This window comes from Zobellia sp. OII3, from assembly GCF_002211465.1.
GTDB lineage: Bacteria > Bacteroidota > Bacteroidia > Flavobacteriales > Flavobacteriaceae > Zobellia > Zobellia galactanivorans.
The window spans coordinates 60904-80850 of the sequence record NZ_MWRZ01000006.1; the positions used below are offsets into that span (position 1 = coordinate 60904).

Below are 19947 nucleotides of genomic sequence, written 5' to 3' on the forward strand. Positions count from 1 at the left end.
AAAGATAAGGCAATTGCCGATACAGAGAATAAGCTATGGTAAATACCCGTAAACACTTTCCGGTTTTAAGTCAATATGTATACGCCAATACCGCTTCTGCAGGATTGCTAAACGACGATTTGATGGAATGGAGACAAGAGCATGATATGGATTATCTGATCGGAGGTAGCAATTTTAGAAACAAGGTGGCCGAAAAATTGATCGGCGAGACCCGTGAGACCGTAGCGGGCTTCTTTGGGGCCAAAAAAGAAAATACCGCGCTGGTACAGAATTTTACACTCGGCTTGAACATGTTATTGGAGGGTTTGGATAAAAAGGAGCGTGTTTTACTGGTTAAAGATGACTATCCGTCGGTAAACTGGCCGTTTGAATACCGTGGTTTTCCCCTGTCGTATGTTGCCTTGAGCGAGAATCTCGAAGCCAATATCCTCCATAAGCTTAAAAGTGAAGATATATCGGTATTGGCCTTGAGTTTGGTGCAATGGACCAATGGATTTAAAATTAACATGAAATTTCTTTCAAAAATTAAAGAAGAATTTCCTAACTTGAAAATCATTGCAGATGGAACGCAATATTGTGGAACATGCGATTTTGATTTTGAAAGTTCACCTATAGACGTGCTTGGCGCCAGTGCCTATAAGTGGTTGTTGTCGGGTTATGGTAACGGATTTATGTTGTTTAAGGATGGTGTACAAGACATGTTTAGCGTGAAAACGATTGGTTTTAATGGATCCGGTCACGACCTTGGCGCACGCGATAAGCTGTCTTTTGCCCGTCATTTTGAACCTGGACACCTTGATACCTTGACTTTCGGAAGCATGAAATTTTCATTGGACTACCTGACTAAATTGGGCAAGGGGGCCATTGAAGGGCGGCTTCAAACCCTTTCGCGCTATGCGATGGAAGGTTTTGGGGGATTAGGACTTTTGTCCGATGACATTGTAAAAAGGAAAGAACATAGTACCATATTTAATATACAAGGAAATGATGCGCTGTTTCAAGAGTTGACAGAGTACGGGGTTATCTGTTCGCAACGGGGGAAGGGTATTCGGTTGAGTTTTCATTTTTATAACAATGAAGGGGATATCGATGAAGTTCTAAGAATCTTAAAAACAGCATTATAACATAGTGATGTGGCCAATACCATGAGCTTTTTTTACGTCAAACGACTATTTGTTATGTGAATATTGCGAAAATGATAAAAATGCGTTAATCATTGTATATGAGCGCTTTAATATGGTAGTTTTGCTCTTTGATATAGCACTGAAAATCAATTTAAAAATTATATATAATGGCAATCTCAAAACAGTATCTCAAAACAAAACCCGTTTGTAAAGTAACCTTTACCGTGCCCGCAGAAGATGCGAAAAAAGTGGCCGTTGTTGGTGATTTTAACAACTGGAAGGCTGATAAGGCCAGTTCGTTGAAAAAATTGAAAAATGGAAATTTCAAAGGTACTATAGAACTTCCTAAAGAAGGTTCGTTTGAATTTAAGTACATCGTTGACGGTAATTACGTTAATGAAACCGAAGCGGATCGTTACCAGTGGAATGATTACGCAGGTGGGGAGAACGCGGTTCTAGACCTATAGGCGATCGGTATTTTAAAATTGAAAAAGCCAGATCGTGATTTTACGGTCTGGCTTTTTGTTTCATGTCTAAGGCTTGGGCTTTATGGCAAGGGGAGTTCTATTTTTCTACGGTCACTCCACGCCAAAATGCCACGCGGCCCTTTATTCCCTTGGCCAGTTCACTGACTTCGGGATAGAACCATGCCGCATCGGGGTTTTCTTTCCCGTCTACCGATAGGGTGTAGTAATGGGCTTGGCCTTTCCATGGGCAGGTGGTATGTGTGTTGCTGGCTTTAAAATATTCCTTTTTTATACTTTCCGCTGGAAAATAGTGGTTGTTTTCGACTACCAGGGTGTCGTCGCTCTCGGCGATTACGGTACCGTTCCAAATTGCTTTCATATGAATATGGGTATTGACCTCGTGCGAACAAGGTAGTTTAAAATGGATTTTGGACGAAACAAAGGGGTTAGCACTTTTTGAAAACGAAATTTTTGTACTCCTTTTCAGGATCGGAAAACTCGGTCTCTATTTTTAGGCCGGCATTGTCGGCCAACCATGCTACTACCTTGTCGTCGTATTTTTGTGAGATTTCAGTATGTATGGTTTCCCATGGGGCAAAATCTATTAGTAGGCCTAACTTGTCAATACTTACAGTTTGGGCTTCTTTGGCTACCAAATAACTTTTTGCCGTACCTGTTTCGGGGTCATAGACTTCCCAGTGAAGAAATTTATCGAGGTCGAAATTGCCATCGAGTTCGGTATTGATGCGGGCCAGCACATTTTTGTTGAACGCCTCGGTAATCCCCGAAGGGTCATTATAGGCGTCTAGTATGGTCTGCGGATTTTTCTTCATGTCGAAACCGATAAACAAAAGGTCGTCTTCTTGCATGAGCTCTTGAACATTTTTTAAAAAGGCAATGGCGTGTTCGTGAAGCAAATTGCCAATGTTGGAACCTAAAAATAGAATAACTTTCTTAGTGCCGTTTTCTAAATTTATTTTTTCTAAGGCTTCAAAATAGGTGCCGTGCTGAGGTTCTACCTGCAAGTCGGGCAATTCTTTGTGAAGTGATTTTTCAAGACCGTCAAGTACGCTTTGACTGATGTCTATGGGTTGGTATTTGACGTCAAAATTATTTTCTGAAAGGTATTTTAGAAGGATCTTGGTCTTTTTTCCGTCACCTGCGCCCAATTCGATCAGCTTGAACTTGGGGTTGCCCATGGCGAACTTCTCAGCTATTTCTGTCGTATGCTGTTTTAATATATCGTACTCTTTTCGGGTAAGATAATATTCGGGCATGTGCATGATGTCTTGAAACAGTTTGTCCCCTTTTTGATCATAAAAATATTTAGAGGACAAATGCTTCGGAAAGTCGCTTAGGCCTTTGTAGACATCTTCCTCAAATTGAGTCTTAAAAAGTACTTGGGTGGATTTTTGCATATTGTTTAAGTCGAAAAGGTTCTGAAAACTATACGGAAGGGGGTTAAATATTTCTGGCCAACCGTAATCCGGTGTATTGCCATCTCAGGTGGGTCTGGAAAAAATTGCGATAGCTAGGGCGCGTATGTCGTATGGGGGTCGCTACGGAGCCTCCGCGCAATACCTTTTGGTTGACCATAAACTTGCCGTTGTACTCACCTAGGGCGCCGTCGGCTTTTTTGTAATTAGGGTAGGGAAGGTAGGCGCTTTCCGTCCACTCCCATCGTTGGCCCCAATTAAATGCCGATTGGGCGGCTTCCCACTCAAATTCAGTAGCCAGGCGACATCCTTTCCATTGGGCAAAGGCAAAGGCTTCAAAATACGATATGTGGGTCACCGGAGCTTCGGGTGTAACTTTTTGGAGTCCGTTTAGCGTGTAATTGTGCCAAAGCCCATCGATTAAGTGCCAGTATAAAGGAGCGGAAATTTGGTTTTGGTTTACCCAATCCCATCCTTCGGCATGCCATAAATCGAATCTTTGATACCCTCCTGCTTCAATAAAGGCGATAAATTCACGGTTGCTGATCAGTTTACTCGATATTTCAAAAGGATGAAGGTATACTTTGTGCCTTCCCAATTCATTATCATAGCAGAAGCTGTCCGAAGCATGGCCGATTTCATAGATACCTTCATCCATGGGAATCCATTCTTCGGATTCGGGGGTAATAGGATGCTCTTCAAAACTATCGGAATAGGAAGGAAGTAAGGGGTTGTTGCCCAATATGTACTTGATGTCGGTCAAGAGTAATTCTTGATGCTGTTTCTCGTGGTGTATGCCAATTTCCAAAAGAAGGTATAATTCGTTGGCCTGGGGCGATGAGAATAGTTCTTTAACGGCTTGGGTTACGTGTGTGCGGTAGGCGTATACCCCTTCTACCGATGGGCGTGATAGATTGCCGCGGTCGGATCGGACTACCCGTTTGCCTACGGTTTCGTAATAACTGTTGAATACAAATGAGAAATCGTCGTTAAAGACTTGGTATCCCTTGGCGTGGGTTTTTAATATGAATTCTTCAAAGAACCAAGTGGTATGGCCCAAGTGCCATTTTGGTGGCGATACGTCAACAATGGGCTGTACTACGTAATCTTCAATTTCTAAGGGGGAACAAATCGTCTCGGTGTGTTCACGTGTCTCTAAAAAGAAATCCAAAAGGGAATCGGTCAGGGTCATATCCATTCTATAATATCCTATAAATATAAGGAATATAGAAAGGGCAGGAATGACCCAAAAGGATTTTTGACGAACGTTAAACCGCTACGGCCCCTTTAATATGTGGATGCGGGTTGTAATCCTCTAAGGTAAAATCTTCAAAATTGAAGTCAAAAATATCCTTTACTTCAGGGTTGATAACCATTTTGGGTAGGGGACGGGTTTCACGACTCAATTGCAATTCTACCTGTTCCATATGGTTGTTGTAAATATGGGCATCACCAAAAGTGTGGATAAATTCTCCCGCTTCATAGCCGCATACCTGTGCCATCATCATAGTGAATAAGGCATAAGAGGCTATATTGAAAGGTACCCCTAGGAAGATATCCGCACTGCGTTGGTATAACTGGCATGAAAGCTTGCCGTCGGCCACGTAAAATTGGAAAAAAGCGTGACATGGTGGAAGCGCAGCTTTACCGTTGGCTACGTTTTCAGAGAATGATTTTGATGTGTCGGGAAGTACGCTCGGGTTCCATGCGGAAACCAACATACGTCTACTGTTAGGGTTGTTTTTTAATGATTCAATAACATCTTTGATCTGGTCAATTTCATCATTGTTCCAGTTACGCCATTGGTGGCCATAAACAGGACCTAAATCGCCATTTTCATCGGCCCATTCGTTCCAGATACGCACACCATTTTCTTGAAGGTATTTAATGTTCGTATCACCTTTCAAAAACCAAAGCAATTCATAAACAATAGACTTCAGGTGTAACTTTTTAGTAGTTACCATAGGGAAGCCTTCGCTGAGGTCAAAACGCATTTGATATCCGAAAACGCTAAGGGTTCCTGTTCCTGTTCGGTCTCCTTTTTGATTGCCGTTATCGAGTACGTGCTTTAGTAAGTCGTGGTATTGCTTCATAGTGGGGTAAAAATAGAATTTTGTAGGTTAAAGCTCAAAAACTACTTGTGGTAGTTATCAGAGATTTATTAACCAAAATAGTATCCGTTGAAGTAAAGGGTGTTGTTTTAGCCTAAAATCATCCCTGCGATAGTGGCAGATAGCAATGAAGCGATAGAACCGCCAAGAACGGCCTTAAGGCCAAATTCGGAAAGCGTTTTACGTTGTCCGGGTGCTAATGAGCCAATTCCGCCGATCTGTATCCCTATAGACGCAAAATTGGCAAAGCCACAAAGCATATAGGTGGCCATAATCACCGATTTATTATAGGTGAAACTTGCGCCTGTCGCCATGTCTTTTAATTCCGCCAATTGAATATAACCGACAAATTCACTGGCAACAAGCTTAATTCCCAAGAGTTGCCCCATGAGCATAATATCTTCATTGGCAACGCCAATAAGCCACATCAATGGGGCAAAGATAGTCCCAAGAATGGCCTCTAATGAAAACTTCTCGTACGAGGTGTTGTGGGCGACCCATTGGTTTAGGGTGGTCATATCGCCGATCCAATCTAAAATTCCGTTTAACATGGCGATCATGGCCACAAAAACCAAGAGCATGGCACCCACGTTGACCGCCAATTTTAGGCCTTCGGTTGTGCCATTGGCGATAGCATCCAAGACGTTAGAGCCAATCTTCTCGGAAGATACGGCCACCTCTGTATTTACGGCCTCTGTTTGTGGATATAGTATTTTTGAAATGACAATGGCACCTGGTGCAGCCATGACCGATGCCGCTAAAAGATGTTTGGCGAATACCAATTGCAATACCTTGTCTTCCCCTCCTAAGAACCCGATATAGGCGGCCAAAACAGCACCGGCAACGGTAGCCATCCCTCCTATCATTACTAGAAGAATCTCTGACTTGGTCATTTTCTCCAAGTAAGCTTTAATCAATAATGGTGCTTCGGTCTGTCCTAAAAAGATGTTTCCCGCAACGGAAAGACTTTCGGCACCGGAGATTCCCAAAGATTTGGAAAGCATCCACGCCAAGGCCTTAACGACTTTTTGTATTATGCCCAAATAGAATAACAAAGACGTAAGTGCGGAAAAGAAAATAATGGTAGGCAACACCTGAAAGGCAAAGATATAGCCGAAGGTATTGGTGTCAACGACCAATCCTTCGAACAGAAACTTGCTCCCTGCCCGGGTAAAGCCCAAAATACTGATAAAGACCTCGCCGACCGACTCAAATACTTTTTGGATAAAGGGCACTTTCAGTACGCCAATGGCTATCAGTAGTTGTAGTGCGAGTCCGATTCCTACGGTTCTCCAATTGATTGCTTTTCGATTGGCGCTGAACAGATATGAAATGAGCAATAAAACGGCCATCCCTAATATTCCACGGGAGAGGCTATTTAGGCTAAACCCTTCGTTTGGGATAATGCTAGGGGTGTTTTGGGCAATGACATCATTGATAGCAGTGGTTTCGACCGCGGGTATCGATGTGCTTTCTTGTGCTAGTGATGGGGAGAAGATACAAAGGGCAAGCAGAACGATCCACGGGTTGATTTTCATAAGGTACTTGCTAATTATCAATTTCTTTTAGAAATCTCATCACGTAGTTTGGCAGCTTTTTCGTAATCTTCATTGGCCACTGCTTGATCGAGTTCTTTATGAAGTTCTTCGATGGAAAGTTCGGTATAGCCATCGGAGGCTCCTGATTCTATTTCAACGGTCTCACCTTCTTGAAGGATTTCATCGACGACTATACTGTCGTCGGTTTCTTCCTTTGCCTTGTCTTTTGACGAAAACTTTAAAAAGATGCCCGCCTTGTCCAAAATCGTTTTGTACGTAAATATCGGGGCGTTGAACCGTAGGGCCAAGGCAATGGCATCACTGGTTCTTGCATCAATAATTTCTTCGATCTTATCGCGTTCACAAATAATACTCGAATAGAAAACACCGTCTACCAATTTGTGAATAATGACCTGTTTTACGATGATATCGAAACGGTCTGCGAAATTTTTAAACAGATCGTGCGTCAGTGGTCGAGGTGGTTTAATCTCTTTTTCAAGGGCAATGGCTATGGACTGCGCTTCAAAAGCACCAATAACGATGGGGAGTTTTCTGTCACCTTCCACTTCGTTCAAAATTAGGGCATAGGCCCCATTTTGTGTTTGGCTATAAGAAATACCTTTTATTTTTAACCTGACTAAGCTCATATATTCATTAAATAGAAAAAGCTGTTTAAAGATGGGCGTACCATGCATTTAAACAGCCCTTTAATGAGCGCAAATTAACAAAAATTAAGCGTTTTGCGCCTTAAATTCCTTTAATTTTTCAATCAGTTTCGGTACCACTTCAAAGGCATCGCCTACGATTCCGTAATCTGCGGCTTTGAAAAATGGGGCCTCAGGGTCTGAGTTGATGACTACTTTGGTTTTAGAAGCACTCACTCCCGCCAAGTGTTGAATGGCACCAGAGATGCCTATGGCGATGTATAGGTTTGAGGCTACGGGTTTACCGGTTTGGCCCACATGCTCGCCATGGGGCCTCCATCCCATATCCGAAACAGGTTTCGAACATGCGGTGGCAGCGCCGAGTACTCCGGCAAGTTCTTCAATCATTCCCCAATTTTCAGGACCTTTTAGGCCCCTTCCTCCAGAAACTACGATATCTGCATCTGCAATAGTAACTTGACCGGCAACCTTATCGATTTCTTTCGATTTCACGGCGAAGTCGCCATCGCCAAGATCGGCATTAAAGGCTTCGACCGCTGCAGTGGTCTGGTTTTCCTTTATACCGAATGAGTTGTTCGATACCCCGACGATTTTTACATCGGTGGCGATTTCGGTATGGGCAAAACCTTTGTTGCTGAAAACGGTACGTTTAACGGTGAAGGGAGCTGTGCTGTCTGGGGCGGCCACTACGTTGGGAACATACCCGGCCCTGAGTTTGGCCGTAAGGATTGGGGCCAAAAATTTACTGTTGGTACTTGAGCTCAATACAATTACCTTGGCGCCCTCTTTGCTCGCGGCCTGAGCAATGCTATTGGCGTAGGCCTGCGCGTTAAAGGTGGCCAGCTTGTCGTCCGATACGTTCAATACTTTTGAAACACCAAATGCGCCAAGACTTTCATTGTCTTCGGCGTTGAATGAAATTGCCGTTACCGAGGAGCCTAATTGGTCGGCCACGGCCTTGGCGTAAGACGCGACTTCAAAGGCACTTTTTTTAAATTTTCCGTTTTCGGATTCTGTATATACTAATACTGACATGGTGTATATTTTTTAATTTTTTAGAAACAAATATTTGAGTGGCTACCCCTTCAAACCGGTGTAGGTCTCAAAAACCAAAGGAATGGCTTAGATTACTTTGGCTTCGTTGTGTAGTAAGTTTACAAGTTCGTCTACCGAGTCGACCAGTTTTACGGCGCCTTTTGCCGCGGGTTTGTCGAATTTCGCATCGTTGGTGGCTTTGGTAGCCTCAATGGGCTCCACCACTGTAAGTGTCTTTTTCCGGGCCATCATGATACCGCGCATATTCGGTATTTTAAGGTCGCTTTCCTCAACAAGTCCTTTTTGTCCACCAATAATTAGGGGCAATGTGGTTTGAAGGGTTTCCTTTCCGCCATCGATTTCACGCACTGCGGTAGCTGTGTTTCCGTCAACTTCTAGGTTGATACATGAGTTTACGAAGTTCATTCCTAATAAAGTGGCTAAAATTCCAGGTACCATACCGCCATTGTAGTCGATAGATTCCCTGCCTGCAATAACAAGGTCGTAGGCTCCATCCTTAATAATATGGGCCAATTGTTCGGCTACGAAAAAACCGTCGGCAGGTACGGCGTTGACGCGAATGGCCTCGTCGGCACCTATGGCCAGGGCCTTTCGCATGGTCGGCTCTACCGATGCTTCGCCAACCGTGGCTATATGTACGGTGGCACCTTGCTTCTCTTTGAACCACATGGCACGGGTCAAACCGAATTCGTCATTAGGGTTTATTACGAACTGAACACCGTTAGTGTCGAATTTGGTATCGCCTTCGGTGAAGTTGATTTTAGACGTCGTGTCAGGAACATTACTTATGCAAACTAATATTTTCATGTCTATAAAGCTGTTTTTAATCTACACGAAGATATGTAATCTTTTTCGAAAATACTATGCATGCATAGTATTTTTTGTAACTTTTTTTGATTCTGAGAGCCTATGTTTTGATATATAATTTCCTATTTTTGCTTGCGTTTTTAACGTTCATAACAAAAAGATACTCCATATAATATGAAGACATTACAATTTAGGGAAGCCATTGTCGAGGCGATGTCGGAAGAAATGCGAAGAGATGAGTCCGTTTACCTGATGGGTGAAGAGGTTGCCGAATACAATGGCGCCTACAAGGCATCAAAGGGAATGCTCGATGAATTCGGACCCAAACGCGTGATAGATACGCCGATAGCCGAGTTAGGCTTTGCTGGTATAGGTGTCGGTTCAACCATGACGGGTTGTCGACCTATAATCGAGTTTATGACTTTTAATTTTGCCTTGGTGGGTATCGATCAGATTATCAATAACGCTGCCAAGATCCGTCAAATGTCGGGGGGTCAGTTTCCCTGTCCGATCGTTTTTAGGGGGCCAACGGCTTCCGCGGGCCAATTGGCCGCAACGCACTCCCAGGCTTTTGAGAGCTGGTATGCCAACTGTCCTGGCCTAAAAGTGGTCGTACCTTCAAACCCTGCTGATGCAAAAGGTTTGTTGAAATCGGCTATTCGCGATGACGATCCCGTAATTTTTATGGAGTCGGAACAGATGTACGGAGATAAAGGCGAGGTGCCGGAAGGTGAGTACACCATTCCCTTGGGTGTTGCCGACATCAGAAGGGAAGGTAGCGATGTTACCATTGTTTCTTTCGGAAAGATTATAAAAGAAGCCGATAAAGCGGCCGATGAACTTCAAAAGGAAGGTATCAGCTGTGAAATCATAGATTTGCGTACCGTTAAGCCTTTAGACTACGATGCGGTCTTAAAATCGGTGAAAAAAACCAATAGATTGGTGATTTTAGAAGAAGCTTGGCCTTTCGGTAACGTAGCTACCGAGCTTACCTATCATATTCAGGCCAATGCATTCGATTATTTGGATGCGCCTATTCAAAAAATAAATACGGCAGATACACCAGCCCCATATTCACCGGTACTATTGGCCGAATGGCTTCCGAACCATGAAGATGTGGTAAATTCTGTTAAGAAAGTGTTATACAAGTAAGTATAACAATTCAGTAAGGGTACTTTTGCTTCGCCGACACTGTGTTGGCGAAGTTTTTTTTTAAGGAGTTTTGTTGAAGATGCCCTTTGTTGTTCAATCGTCCCCCCTAGGTCAGCTTTTTCACTGAAAAAAATGGGTAAAACTATTGGGTTTTGCTAATATATTCTTTTCTGGTACGTTATTTGTCTATATAGTGCCGAGAACAACATTATAAATGAAAAACATTCTTTTAGCCATACTGTTGCTTGTTACTTCTGTTGCCAGTGCACAGACCAAGGTAGGAGGCGTTGTTGTAGATGAAGATGATCGACCGGTCGCCTTTGCCAATCTTCTCTTTAAAGATTCTTACGAGGGAACGATTACCGATGATAACGGCCATTTCTATATGGAATCGGACGGTAGCCATAAGACCCTCGTGGTTTCCTTTATTGGCTATGAAAACGTGGAAATCCCTTTGACTGCGAAGGTGACTTATGACATGAAGGTCAAACTGAAGGAAGCTGCCCAGCAATTGGACGAAATCGTACTTGTTGGCGGAAAGCAGCCGAAGAAAAACAATCCCGCGGTAGAAATTCTCAAGAAAATATGGGCTAAGAAACGTGAGAACGGACTCCGAAAGTTCAAACAGTACGCTTTTAAGAAATATGAGAAAGTAGAGTTCGACCTCAATACCATTGACAGTGCCTTGATGAAGAAAAAGATCTTCAAAGGACTTGAATTTGTGTTTGATGACCTCGATACTTCGCGTATAACGGGTAAGACCTATTTGCCTATTTTCTTGAACGAGACCTTTAGTAAGGTCTATGGCGATAATCTTCTAGATGAGGAAAAAGAAGATATTTTAGGAAACAAAAATTCCGGATTTGATAACAACCAGGCGATAATAGCCTTTGTGGCCGATCTCTATCAAGAATATGATATTTACGATAACTACCTGAAATTTTTCGATAAGAGCTTTACTAGTCCACTATCGAGAACTGGTGTAGATACGTATAATTATGCCCTACGGGATAGTGCATTTATCGATAACAAATGGTGTTATAATATCGTGTATTATCCAAGGCGCAAGAACGAGCTTACCTTTAAGGGGGACTTTTGGGTGAACGATACTACCTATGCCATCAAAAACATCAATCTTGAGGTTACCAAAAGTGCCAATATCAATTGGGTAAAGGAAATATATATAGAGCAAGATTTCGAGGTGGTCAACGATTCCGTTTTTCTCTTGAAGCGCGATTATATGATGAGCGATTTCAGTTTTCAGAAAAAGGAAGAATCGCGGGGCATGTACGGAAAACGTACAACGGTCTTTGACGACTACGTCTTTGATCAAGAAAAGCCGAAGGAATTTTACAAGCAAGAAAGCAATCCGTACGATCCCGTGGTCTTGAATCGCGATTCTACCTTTTGGCAGAACAACCGCTTGGAGACCTTGAACAAAGATGAAAAAGGGATATATCAATTGCTCGATACCCTCAAGACCGTACCTAAGTTTAAGTCGTATTATAATTTGGTCAGTATTTTGGGCAGTGGCTATGTAGAGATCGATAAATGGAATATGGATATAGGCTCGGTCTACGATGTTTTTGGATACAACCAGGCCGAAGGCCCCCGTTTGCGTATCGGTGCCCGTTCTTATTTTGGGGAGAACGACCTTTGGAGGGTAGAGGGTTATACGGCCTATGGTTTTACCGACCAAAAGTTTAAACACGGTGTTTCGGGAAAAATATTGCTCGACAGAAAGAACAGGCTTATTGTCTCGGGCGGTAATCGGCGTGACATAGAGCAGCTAGGGGTGAGCCTGACCGCTACGAACGATGTGCTCGGGCGTAGTATTGCCTCGTCGTCATTGGTGACCGTAGGGGCCAATAACCGCTTGACCAACATTAATTTGAGTAAGTTCAATATAGAGATGGAGCCTATTACCAACGTAAGGTTTGGGATAGGGGGAACGTTTCGCACCCTAAGTTCGGCCCTGCCCGATGATTTTAGTCTAGACTACATAGATCCCGACTCGCCGACCGGGGTTTCCTCAGAGATACGACAGTTCGATTTTAATGCATTGATGATCTATACGCCCGGTAAAAGAACTATTGGATATGGGGTGGAACGGAAAGGTATGAACGATGATTACAGTACTTTGCTGTTGAGCTATACCAAGGGTGTAGATGTCGTTTTTGATAGTGATTTTAGCTATAGCAAATTACAGTTCTCTTATAGCCAGCCTTGGCAAATTGGAGGCTTTGGCCGCTTGTTCTCGACCTTGGAAATGGGTAAGACATTCAATACGGTGCCTTTGGGGCTGCTCAATGTGGTGCCGGGGAACCAGACTTTTTTCTCGAACTACGGAACCTTTCCTAACCTCGATTTTTACGAGTTCGTAACCGATACCTATGTGGCCTTGCACCTGCAGCACAATTTTAACGGGCGCCTCTTTTCAAGGGTGCCGTTATTGAGAAAATTGAATTTGCGTGAAATTATCGGTCTTAGGGGTGTTTGGGGCGATTTGTCAGATGAGAATATCGCCTTGAGTATGCCGGCAACGATAAATACCCCGCTACGGGCTCCGTCGGAGAAAATCTATTATGAGTATTCTTTTGGGATCGGAAACATATTCAAAATCCTAAGGATAGATTTTAATTTTAGGGGCAATTACCTAGATGCGCCCGATGCCCGTCCTTTTAGTATCACAGGAACCTTTGGCTTTGATTTCTAAATAAAGCTCCAAATACTGTCGATTTTTTGTAGTTTGTTCATTTCGAATTGCTTAGGGTTTGGTGTCCGTTGATTCGTATTCGGGAAAGGAAGCAGGCTAGAATTCAAATATTCTAATATTTATAGGAAAACCCGATGTTTTTTCAATATTTCAAGGGTGGCACGTGAGCATTTTTGTACCTTCGCAGCTGTAAAATAAACCAAAAAAATGGGAAAAAAAGCTGATATAACTTTTGATGTTTTAATAGAGATTCCAAAAGGAAGTAGAAACAAATACGAGTACGATTTTGCATTGCATAAGATACGTTTTGACCGTATGCTTTTCTCATCCATGATGTATCCTGGAGATTATGGTTTCATCCCAGAGACCTTAGCATTGGACAAAGATCCACTAGATGTTTTGGTCATGGGCGCCGAACCTACCTATCCTATGGTGGTTATGGAGGTAAGGCCGATCGGTGTTTTTCATATGACCGATGAAAAGGGCCCGGATGAAAAAATTATCTGTGTACCTGTTTCTGACCCGATATGGAGTAATAATCATGATATCAGTGATTTGAATCCACACCGTTTAAAGGAAATCGAGCATTTCTTTAAGGTGTATAAAGATTTGGAAAAGAAGAAAGTCGATACCGGTGGATGGGGCGATGCCGAAGAGGCCGTCAAAATCTACCATGAATGTGTACAACGTTATGATGAGAGCGATTTAAAGAAGAAACGCACTTTTACGATATAAATAATTATCACGATTTAAAAAGCCTTTTTTAGCAATAAAAAAGGCTTTTTTTTATAAGATCAATTTCATTACTTTAGTAGACATTAGGAATTTTAAATAACTTCTCGAATGGATTTAGTAGTGAAATTTTTGCCTGTATTTGGAATACTGGCGCTAGTGTTCGTTTTTGTCAAGAACTTATGGGTAGGCAAACAAGACGTAGGTGACGCCAAGATGGCGCGCATCGCGAAGAATATTGCTGACGGAGCCATGTCTTTCTTGAAGGCAGAATACAAGATTCTAGCAATTTTTGTATTGGCCGTAGCAGTACTCCTCTATTTTAAAGGGAGTAACGAAGAAGGTTCGAATGGTATGGTGGCCGTATCGTTTATTGTTGGGGCCATTTGTTCGGCCTTGGCTGGCTTTATAGGTATGAAGGTCGCTACTAAGGCCAATGTAAGAACTACACAGGCCGCACGTACATCGTTAGGTAAGGCGCTAGAGGTAGCCTTTGCAGGAGGGGCCGTAATGGGTCTTGGCGTTGTGGGTCTTGGCGTCTTGGGGCTCAGTGGTCTTTTTATGATATATCAAAGCATTTGGCCCGGGGCCGATAATTTGGGCTTGGTCCTGAACGTGCTCTCCGGATTTTCCCTAGGGGCTTCTTCCATTGCCCTTTTTGCCCGTGTGGGCGGAGGTATTTATACCAAGGCTGCAGATGTTGGGGCCGATTTGGTAGGTAAGGTAGAGGCAGGTATTCCTGAGGATCACCCGTTGAATCCTGCAACCATTGCGGATAATGTTGGTGACAATGTTGGTGACGTTGCCGGTATGGGTGCCGATTTATTTGAATCTTATGTTGGGTCCATTATCGGAACCATGGTTTTGGGTGCCTTTATAATTACGCCCGATTTTGAGGGCTTGGGTGCCGTTTACCTGCCATTGGTTCTTGCGGCTGTCGGTATTATTATGTCTATTATCGGAACCTTTTTTGTAAGGGTAAAAGATGGTGGAAACCCACAGACAGCCTTGAATATCGGTGAATTTGGTTCTGCCGGTCTTATGGTGGTGGCCTCATATTTTATTATAAACGCTTTGATTCCTGAGAGTGTAGAGGGACTTCCAAGTGGGGCCATGGGAATTTTCTGGGCCACTTTGGCCGGTCTGGTTGCTGGTCTAGGTGTTGGGAAAATCACGGAATACTATACGGGAACCGGTACAAAACCGGTGAATTCCATCGTTAGACAGTCGGAGACCGGGGCGGCAACGAACATTATTGCAGGTCTTGGCGTCGGAATGATGTCTACCATGATTCCTATTTTATTGATTGCCATAGCTATTATAGTGTCTTTCCATTTTGCGGGATTATACGGTATTGCCATTGCGGCAGTAGGTATGTTGGCCAATACGGGTATTCAGTTGGCGGTCGATGCTTACGGACCTATTTCCGATAATGCCGGTGGTATTGCGGAAATGGCCGAATTGCCTTCGGAAGTTCGTGAGCGTACCGATAAATTAGATGCCGTTGGTAACACTACTGCGGCCATAGGTAAGGGTTTTGCCATTGCTTCCGCGGCCTTGACGGCCTTGGCTTTGTTTTCGGCCTTTATGAAGGTGGCCAATGTATCCGCTATCGACGTTTCAAAACCGACCGTTATGGCCGGTCTATTGGTCGGAGGTATGCTGCCCTTCGTTTTTTCGGCCTTGTCGATGAACGCGGTGGGTCGTGCGGCCATGGCCATGATTGAAGAGGTAAGACGTCAGTTTAGGGATATTCCACAGTTGAAGGCGGCCTTACAGGTCATGAGGGAGGTCGATTCCGATATGTCAAAGGCAACCCCGGAACAAAGGGCCATATTTGATGCTGCAGATGGTTATGCGGAATATGATAAATGTGTGGATATTTCTACTAAGGCATCGATAAAGGAAATGGTATTGCCTGGCTTGTTGGCCATTGCGGTTCCTGTAGCCGTTGGTTTTATTGGTGGGGCGGAAATGCTAGGAGGGCTTTTGGCCGGTGTAACTACCTGTGGGGTGCTTATGGCAATCTTTCAGTCGAATGCCGGTGGTGCATGGGACAATGCCAAGAAAATGATAGAATCGGAAGGTCGCAAAGGTACCGATGCACATAAAGCAGCGGTTGTAGGGGATACTGTCGGTGATCCGTTTAAAGATACTTCGGGACCCTCGTTGAACATTCTCTTAAAGTTAATGTCGGTGGTGGCCTTGGTTATCGCTCCGAGTATTGCTATAAGTTCTACGGGAGTGGCCGTGCTTGATCAAGAAAAGGAAATCAAGATCGAGATGAGTGCCCTTGATATGGATACCGCCGAAGCAACAATAGCTTATACAACGGTGGTAAACGGTGAAAAGTTCTTGCAAGAGGAAGTTTTTACGGGTACTGAATCCGCTGTTAAAAATCAATTGATCGCTTTTGAAAAGAAGGTGGAATCGAGCAAAGGAAAAGAAAAGGAAATCACCATAGAAAAGGTCGATATCCGAAAGTAACCAAACCCATTTGAATGAAAAAGGGACCTTTTTATGGGGTCCCTTTTTTTTGATTTTTTTATTGTAGTTTGAAAACGATTGGAATACTGAAGGGTACCCTGACCGGTGTGCCTCGTTGTTTTCCGGGCTCCATACGGGGTAGTTTGTCAATAATTCTTTTCGCTTCCTTTTCAAGGCTTTTGTCCGGTCCCCGCAACTGTATGTTGTCGATGCTGCCGTCTTTTTGAATGACGAACATAATGTTTACCCTGCCTTGTATGCCCATTTCTTGAGCGGACTCCGGATACCTGAAATTCTTGGCGATATGCTTGTTCATCATGGTTTGAAAGCAGGCACGTTTGTCTTTTGCTTTTTCGCATCCGGGAAAAACGGGAACGTCTTCAATGACCATAAATGAAAATTCCTCGGGCTCATCCGTCTCCATTACCTCTATATCCGATACATCCAATATCTTTTCTTCTTGGTCCGTTTCGGTAGATTCGATTACGTCTTCTATGTCCTCCTCGTCATCATCGATTATCTCGATAATCGGGGGGGCTTGAATTTGCTTGGGAGGGGGCGGCGTTTTAAACTCGACCAAAATTGGCAGTTCTTCTGTGAGTTCGTCCTCAATATTCATCGAAGTGTCGTAGTCGTAGGTACGGTCGTAGGTCTTCCATTCAAATGCGGCTAGGGTCAACATAAGTGCGAACAGTAGTCCGAATAAAAAGTAAATAGGCCGTTTTCCGTTAAGGTCCTTTTGTGGGTTTTTCTTGGGTTTCATAGGGTATGGATTTTATGTCTTTCAACGAAGGACAGGTTAAACATACCCAAACCTACATCGCGATACCTATAGTAAAAACCGAAAATGAGTGAAGTATCCTTTCCAATGCGTGAACGCTACTTTTGGGTGCGGGCCGATTTGTTCGGAGGGCAATTGAAATGCTATATTTAAGTATATTTGACCCTATGGGTTTATTCGGGAAGAAAGACAAGTTACAGATCATCGCTTTTCAGGGTTATGGTGCCGATTCGCATTTTTATGCGCGTGGTCGGGCCTTGGAGGATGAAGAAATAGATTTGTCGAAAAAGGGTTTCTTCAATTTGATTTGGAACAGTTATAAGCGGTTTGAAACCGATGAAATCAGAAACACCCCAGTGAGGGTGAAGCTTTCAGACGGTAGGGTGCTTGTTGGAAAAACCGATGCAAGGGGCTATTACCTCTTTGACGAGTCCATTGAAAATTTACGCCCACTTACCAATGGGGAAGGATGGTTGCAGTATGAGGTTTCGTATGATGACCATGCCCTTCGAAGGGAGATCCTTCACCAAAACCGCTTTCCCGGTGAATTATTGATTCCTTCGGCCACAGCCGAGTTTGGGGTAATCAGTGATATCGACGATACCATTTTACATACGGGAGTGGTGTCTTCATTAAAGTGGAAAGTAGTGGTCAATACCCTTTTTAAACGCCCGGGTAAGCGTACACCCCTCAAAGGGGCTTCAGAATTGTATAACCTTTTGCATAGGGGAGGCTCGGGCACGGCGGCCAATCCTATTTTTTACGTGAGCCATAGCCCATGGAACCTGTATCGCTATCTTGAGCTTTTTCTTCAAAAGAACAATTTTCCCAAGGGGCCGATTCTTTTGCGAAATTTTCCAAAGCTGGAAAGCCTTCGGTCAGTGGGCGAAAAACCTCAAAAACAAAAGGAAATCCTCAATATCCTTAAGACTTATCCCAAACTCAAGTTTATCCTGATCGGCGATAGCGGTGAGCACGATGCCGATATCTATAAGGAAATTGCGGAGCTATATCCTGAACAGATAAGCGCAATCTACTTAAGGAGTGTAGTCCATAAGGGGAAAATGGAAAGGGTGCGGGGGCTGTTCAAAGCCTACGAGACCACTCCCGTATTATTGGTCGAAAACAGTGAAAGCGCCATTGCCCATGCCAAGGAAAACGGTTTTATAAAGTGATATTGCCCTAAAACAAGCCGTTGATCTCTGCGTCGATCATATTCAGGATCGTGCCTAAATCTTCCGGTTGGTCTACGAAATCTAAATTATCTACGTCTACAATTAATAGGTTGCCCTTTTTGTAACCATGGATCCAGGCTTCGTACCGTTCGTTGAGGCGGCTTAGGTAGTCTATGGAAATACTGTTCTCGTATTCACGCCCTCTTTTGTGGATCTGTTTTACCAAATTAGGAATAGAGCTTCTCAAATAGATAAGGAGGTCTGGAGGCTGAACCAAGCTTTCCATCAATTCAAAGAGACTTTGGTAATTTTCAAAATCCCTATTGGTCATAAGGCCCATAGCGTGCAAGTTAGGGGCAAAAATATAGGCATCCTCGTAAATGGTCCGGTCTTGAATGATTTCTTTGCCACTTTCCCTAATTTGAAGAATTTGACGATACCTCGTGTTCAAAAAATAAATCTGAAGGTTAAAACTCCAACGCTCCATTTGATTGTAAAAATCGTCTAGATACGGGTTGTCTACAACATCTTCAAAATTGGCTTCCCAGTTGTAATGTTTTGCAAGTAACCTAGTTAGTGTCGTTTTTCCTGCACCGATGTTTCCGGCAACTGCTATGTGCATAGAGATAAATGAATTAATGGTTGTGTTGTCGTTTTTACTAAAATTAGAAGGTACAAGATACAAGATAAGTATATGAAGTAAAAACATATTTTAAGTACAGTGGAAAAAAGTTGTATAAGAAATCCCTTTTCTTTTGAAATTCAGATTAAACCATATGCGTCAATCATAGTCTTAAAAGTATTCTAACACGTTATTATGATGAAATATACATGGTCAATAGCAATGGTTCTTGTCTTTTTCTGCGCAAGTTCATACGCACAGGATTTTCAGGGGAAAGCAACATATTTGAGTAAAACCCAAGTGAATATGGATTTCGGCAACCGAAAAATACCGGAAGACCGTAAGAAGGAAATCTTGGAACGGATGAAAAGAGCCAATGAAAAAACATACGAGCTCAATTTCAATCAGACCGAATCTATTTATAAGGAAGAAGAGCAGTTGGAGCAACCTGGAGGCAGGGAAGGCGGAAGGGGTCCACGTTTTGGAGCTTTTTCCAATTCTGGTGGTGACCTGTACAAGAATATAAAGGAAGAACGGTATCTGGTAAAAAACGATTTGTTCGGAAAGATATTCTTGATCGACGATACACTCGAGAAACTCGATTGGAAATTGGGAAGCGAAACCAAGCAAATAGGAAACTATACGGCATTTAAGGCAACAGCTTTAAAAACCATAAAACGCCCCAATATGCGGGCTATTTTCCGCCGTCCGAACGATGGTAAGGAAGGAGACAAAAAAGACGAGGGCGAAAAGAATGAGGAATTCGTAGAAAAGGAAGTCGAAATCGTAGCTTGGTATACCCCTGAAATACCGGTCAATCAAGGTCCTTCATCCTATTGGGGGCTTCCGGGGCTTATCTTGGCCGTAAGCGACGACATTACGACTATAGTTTGTTCGCAGATTACCCTGAATCCATCGGAGAAAGTCACTATAAAGGCCCCGACCAAAGGCAAAAAAGTAACCCAAGAGGAATACGACCAAATCTCGAAGAAGAAAATGAAAGAGATGCGTGAAAACTTCAGAAACAGAAGGGGTGGAGGACGAAACGGCCGATCGTAATGGTCGTCTCCCTTTTTTA

Annotated in this window: 18 protein-coding genes; 8 read left to right on the top strand and 10 right to left on the bottom strand. The window is 43.3% G+C overall.

Features of this window, described 5'->3' with window-relative positions:
• The first annotated feature begins 35 nt into the window (after positions 1 to 35).
• Together B4Q04_RS15650 and B4Q04_RS15655 are read left to right on the top strand one after the other, a co-directional pair.
• Entirely contained in the window at positions 36 to 1124 is a 1089-nt protein-coding gene (locus tag B4Q04_RS15650) for an aminotransferase class V-fold PLP-dependent enzyme (RefSeq protein WP_088697389.1), read from the top strand.
• 167 nt (positions 1125 to 1291) lie between these two features.
• Positions 1292 to 1591 carry an isoamylase early set domain-containing protein gene (locus B4Q04_RS15655; RefSeq protein WP_013992251.1) on the top strand — a complete coding sequence of 100 codons (300 nt, stop codon included), beginning with the start codon at positions 1292 to 1294 and terminating at the stop codon, positions 1589 to 1591.
• Between the two features lie 97 nt (positions 1592 to 1688).
• Here the strand turns inward: B4Q04_RS15655 and B4Q04_RS15660 are convergent, their stop codons facing one another.
• The 8 genes from B4Q04_RS15660 to B4Q04_RS15695 form a co-directional block, all read right to left on the bottom strand.
• Positions 1689 to 1970, bottom strand: coding sequence for a DUF427 domain-containing protein (locus B4Q04_RS15660; RefSeq protein ID WP_013992250.1), 282 nt, complete (start codon positions 1968 to 1970; stop codon positions 1689 to 1691).
• 67 nt (positions 1971 to 2037) lie between these two features.
• Positions 2038 to 3009, bottom strand: a complete 972-nt coding sequence (gene egtD, locus B4Q04_RS15665; protein WP_088697390.1) for an L-histidine N(alpha)-methyltransferase — start codon at positions 3007 to 3009, stop codon at positions 2038 to 2040.
• Positions 3010 to 3052: 43 nt separating this feature from the next.
• Positions 3053 to 4219: an ergothioneine biosynthesis protein EgtB gene (egtB, locus tag B4Q04_RS15670; protein ID WP_088697461.1), complete on the bottom strand. Its 1167-nt coding sequence runs from the start codon at positions 4217 to 4219 to the stop codon at positions 3053 to 3055.
• A gap of 76 nt (positions 4220 to 4295) precedes the next feature.
• Positions 4296 to 5120, bottom strand: coding sequence for a thymidylate synthase (locus B4Q04_RS15675; protein ID WP_088697391.1), 825 nt, complete (start codon positions 5118 to 5120; stop codon positions 4296 to 4298).
• 107 nt (positions 5121 to 5227) lie between these two features.
• Complete coding sequence (locus B4Q04_RS15680) at positions 5228 to 6676, bottom strand: NupC/NupG family nucleoside CNT transporter (RefSeq protein ID WP_013992246.1); 1449 nt, start codon at positions 6674 to 6676, stop codon at positions 5228 to 5230.
• Between the two features lie 17 nt (positions 6677 to 6693).
• Positions 6694 to 7323 (bottom strand): bifunctional nuclease family protein, encoded by a 630-nt coding sequence (locus tag B4Q04_RS15685; RefSeq protein WP_046287741.1) that lies wholly within the window; start codon positions 7321 to 7323, stop codon positions 6694 to 6696.
• Between the two features lie 84 nt (positions 7324 to 7407).
• Positions 7408 to 8376, bottom strand: coding sequence for an electron transfer flavoprotein subunit alpha/FixB family protein (locus tag B4Q04_RS15690; protein ID WP_088697392.1), 969 nt, complete (start codon positions 8374 to 8376; stop codon positions 7408 to 7410).
• A gap of 87 nt (positions 8377 to 8463) precedes the next feature.
• Positions 8464 to 9204, bottom strand: a complete 741-nt coding sequence (locus tag B4Q04_RS15695) for an electron transfer flavoprotein subunit beta/FixA family protein (protein WP_088697393.1) — start codon at positions 9202 to 9204, stop codon at positions 8464 to 8466.
• A 174-nt stretch (positions 9205 to 9378) separates the two neighbouring features.
• Between B4Q04_RS15695 and B4Q04_RS15700 the strand changes: the two genes are divergently transcribed.
• From B4Q04_RS15700 to B4Q04_RS15715, 4 genes are all read left to right on the top strand, one after another.
• Positions 9379 to 10356: a pyruvate dehydrogenase complex E1 component subunit beta gene (locus B4Q04_RS15700; protein ID WP_013992242.1), complete on the top strand. Its 978-nt coding sequence runs from the start codon at positions 9379 to 9381 to the stop codon at positions 10354 to 10356.
• Between the two features lie 214 nt (positions 10357 to 10570).
• Entirely contained in the window at positions 10571 to 13072 is a 2502-nt protein-coding gene (locus tag B4Q04_RS15705; protein WP_013992241.1) for a DUF5686 family protein, read from the top strand.
• 207 nt (positions 13073 to 13279) lie between these two features.
• Entirely contained in the window at positions 13280 to 13807 is a 528-nt protein-coding gene (locus B4Q04_RS15710) for an inorganic diphosphatase (RefSeq protein WP_013992240.1), read from the top strand.
• Between the two features lie 108 nt (positions 13808 to 13915).
• The gene (locus B4Q04_RS15715; protein ID WP_013992239.1) at positions 13916 to 16291 is read left to right on the top strand and encodes a sodium-translocating pyrophosphatase; all 2376 of its coding nucleotides are present in this window, start codon (positions 13916 to 13918) and stop codon (positions 16289 to 16291) included.
• Positions 16292 to 16349: 58 nt separating this feature from the next.
• Here B4Q04_RS15715 and B4Q04_RS15720 read toward each other — a convergent pair whose 3' ends face one another.
• Positions 16350 to 17054: an energy transducer TonB gene (locus B4Q04_RS15720; protein ID WP_013992238.1), complete on the bottom strand. Its 705-nt coding sequence runs from the start codon at positions 17052 to 17054 to the stop codon at positions 16350 to 16352.
• Positions 17055 to 17239: 185 nt separating this feature from the next.
• On the opposite strand from B4Q04_RS15720, the gene B4Q04_RS15725 reads away from it, so the two are divergent.
• Complete coding sequence (locus tag B4Q04_RS15725; RefSeq protein ID WP_088697462.1) at positions 17240 to 18247, top strand: App1 family protein; 1008 nt, start codon at positions 17240 to 17242, stop codon at positions 18245 to 18247.
• 7 nt (positions 18248 to 18254) lie between these two features.
• On the opposite strand, the gene B4Q04_RS15730 is transcribed toward B4Q04_RS15725, so the two are convergent.
• A complete protein-coding gene (locus tag B4Q04_RS15730; protein ID WP_046287740.1) occupies positions 18255 to 18869 on the bottom strand; it encodes a deoxynucleoside kinase in 615 nt (204 codons plus the stop codon).
• Positions 18870 to 19064: 195 nt separating this feature from the next.
• Between B4Q04_RS15730 and B4Q04_RS15735 the strand changes: the two genes are divergently transcribed.
• Positions 19065 to 19928 (top strand): GLPGLI family protein, encoded by an 864-nt coding sequence (locus B4Q04_RS15735; protein ID WP_088697394.1) that lies wholly within the window; start codon positions 19065 to 19067, stop codon positions 19926 to 19928.
• Positions 19929 to 19947 lie beyond the last annotated feature (19 nt).

What these genes read in the sequence shown, in the direction of transcription:
- B4Q04_RS15720 (WP_013992238.1), bottom strand. Translation starts at nt 17,054, where the DNA reads ATGAAACCCAAGAAAAACCCACAAAAGGACCTTAACGGAAAACGGCCT.
- B4Q04_RS15730 (WP_046287740.1), bottom strand. Translation starts at nt 18,869, where the DNA reads ATGCACATAGCAGTTGCCGGAAACATCGGTGCAGGAAAAACGACACTA.
- B4Q04_RS15685 (WP_046287741.1), bottom strand. Translation starts at nt 7,323, where the DNA reads ATGAGCTTAGTCAGGTTAAAAATAAAAGGTATTTCTTATAGCCAAACA.
- egtD (WP_088697390.1), bottom strand. Translation starts at nt 3,009, where the DNA reads ATGCAAAAATCCACCCAAGTACTTTTTAAGACTCAATTTGAGGAAGAT.
- B4Q04_RS15655 (WP_013992251.1), top strand. Translation starts at nt 1,292, where the DNA reads ATGGCAATCTCAAAACAGTATCTCAAAACAAAACCCGTTTGTAAAGTA.
- B4Q04_RS15705 (WP_013992241.1), top strand. Translation starts at nt 10,571, where the DNA reads ATGAAAAACATTCTTTTAGCCATACTGTTGCTTGTTACTTCTGTTGCC.
- B4Q04_RS15700 (WP_013992242.1), top strand. Translation starts at nt 9,379, where the DNA reads ATGAAGACATTACAATTTAGGGAAGCCATTGTCGAGGCGATGTCGGAA.
- B4Q04_RS15735 (WP_088697394.1), top strand. Translation starts at nt 19,065, where the DNA reads ATGATGAAATATACATGGTCAATAGCAATGGTTCTTGTCTTTTTCTGC.
- B4Q04_RS15715 (WP_013992239.1), top strand. Translation starts at nt 13,916, where the DNA reads ATGGATTTAGTAGTGAAATTTTTGCCTGTATTTGGAATACTGGCGCTA.
- B4Q04_RS15695 (WP_088697393.1), bottom strand. Translation starts at nt 9,204, where the DNA reads ATGAAAATATTAGTTTGCATAAGTAATGTTCCTGACACGACGTCTAAA.
- B4Q04_RS15690 (WP_088697392.1), bottom strand. Translation starts at nt 8,376, where the DNA reads ATGTCAGTATTAGTATATACAGAATCCGAAAACGGAAAATTTAAAAAA.
- B4Q04_RS15675 (WP_088697391.1), bottom strand. Translation starts at nt 5,120, where the DNA reads ATGAAGCAATACCACGACTTACTAAAGCACGTACTCGATAACGGCAAT.
- B4Q04_RS15725 (WP_088697462.1), top strand. Translation starts at nt 17,240, where the DNA reads ATGGGTTTATTCGGGAAGAAAGACAAGTTACAGATCATCGCTTTTCAG.
- B4Q04_RS15680 (WP_013992246.1), bottom strand. Translation starts at nt 6,676, where the DNA reads ATGAAAATCAACCCGTGGATCGTTCTGCTTGCCCTTTGTATCTTCTCC.
- B4Q04_RS15660 (WP_013992250.1), bottom strand. Translation starts at nt 1,970, where the DNA reads ATGAAAGCAATTTGGAACGGTACCGTAATCGCCGAGAGCGACGACACC.
- egtB (WP_088697461.1), bottom strand. Translation starts at nt 4,219, where the DNA reads ATGACCCTGACCGATTCCCTTTTGGATTTCTTTTTAGAGACACGTGAA.
- B4Q04_RS15710 (WP_013992240.1), top strand. Translation starts at nt 13,280, where the DNA reads ATGGGAAAAAAAGCTGATATAACTTTTGATGTTTTAATAGAGATTCCA.
- B4Q04_RS15650 (WP_088697389.1), top strand. Translation starts at nt 36, where the DNA reads ATGGTAAATACCCGTAAACACTTTCCGGTTTTAAGTCAATATGTATAC.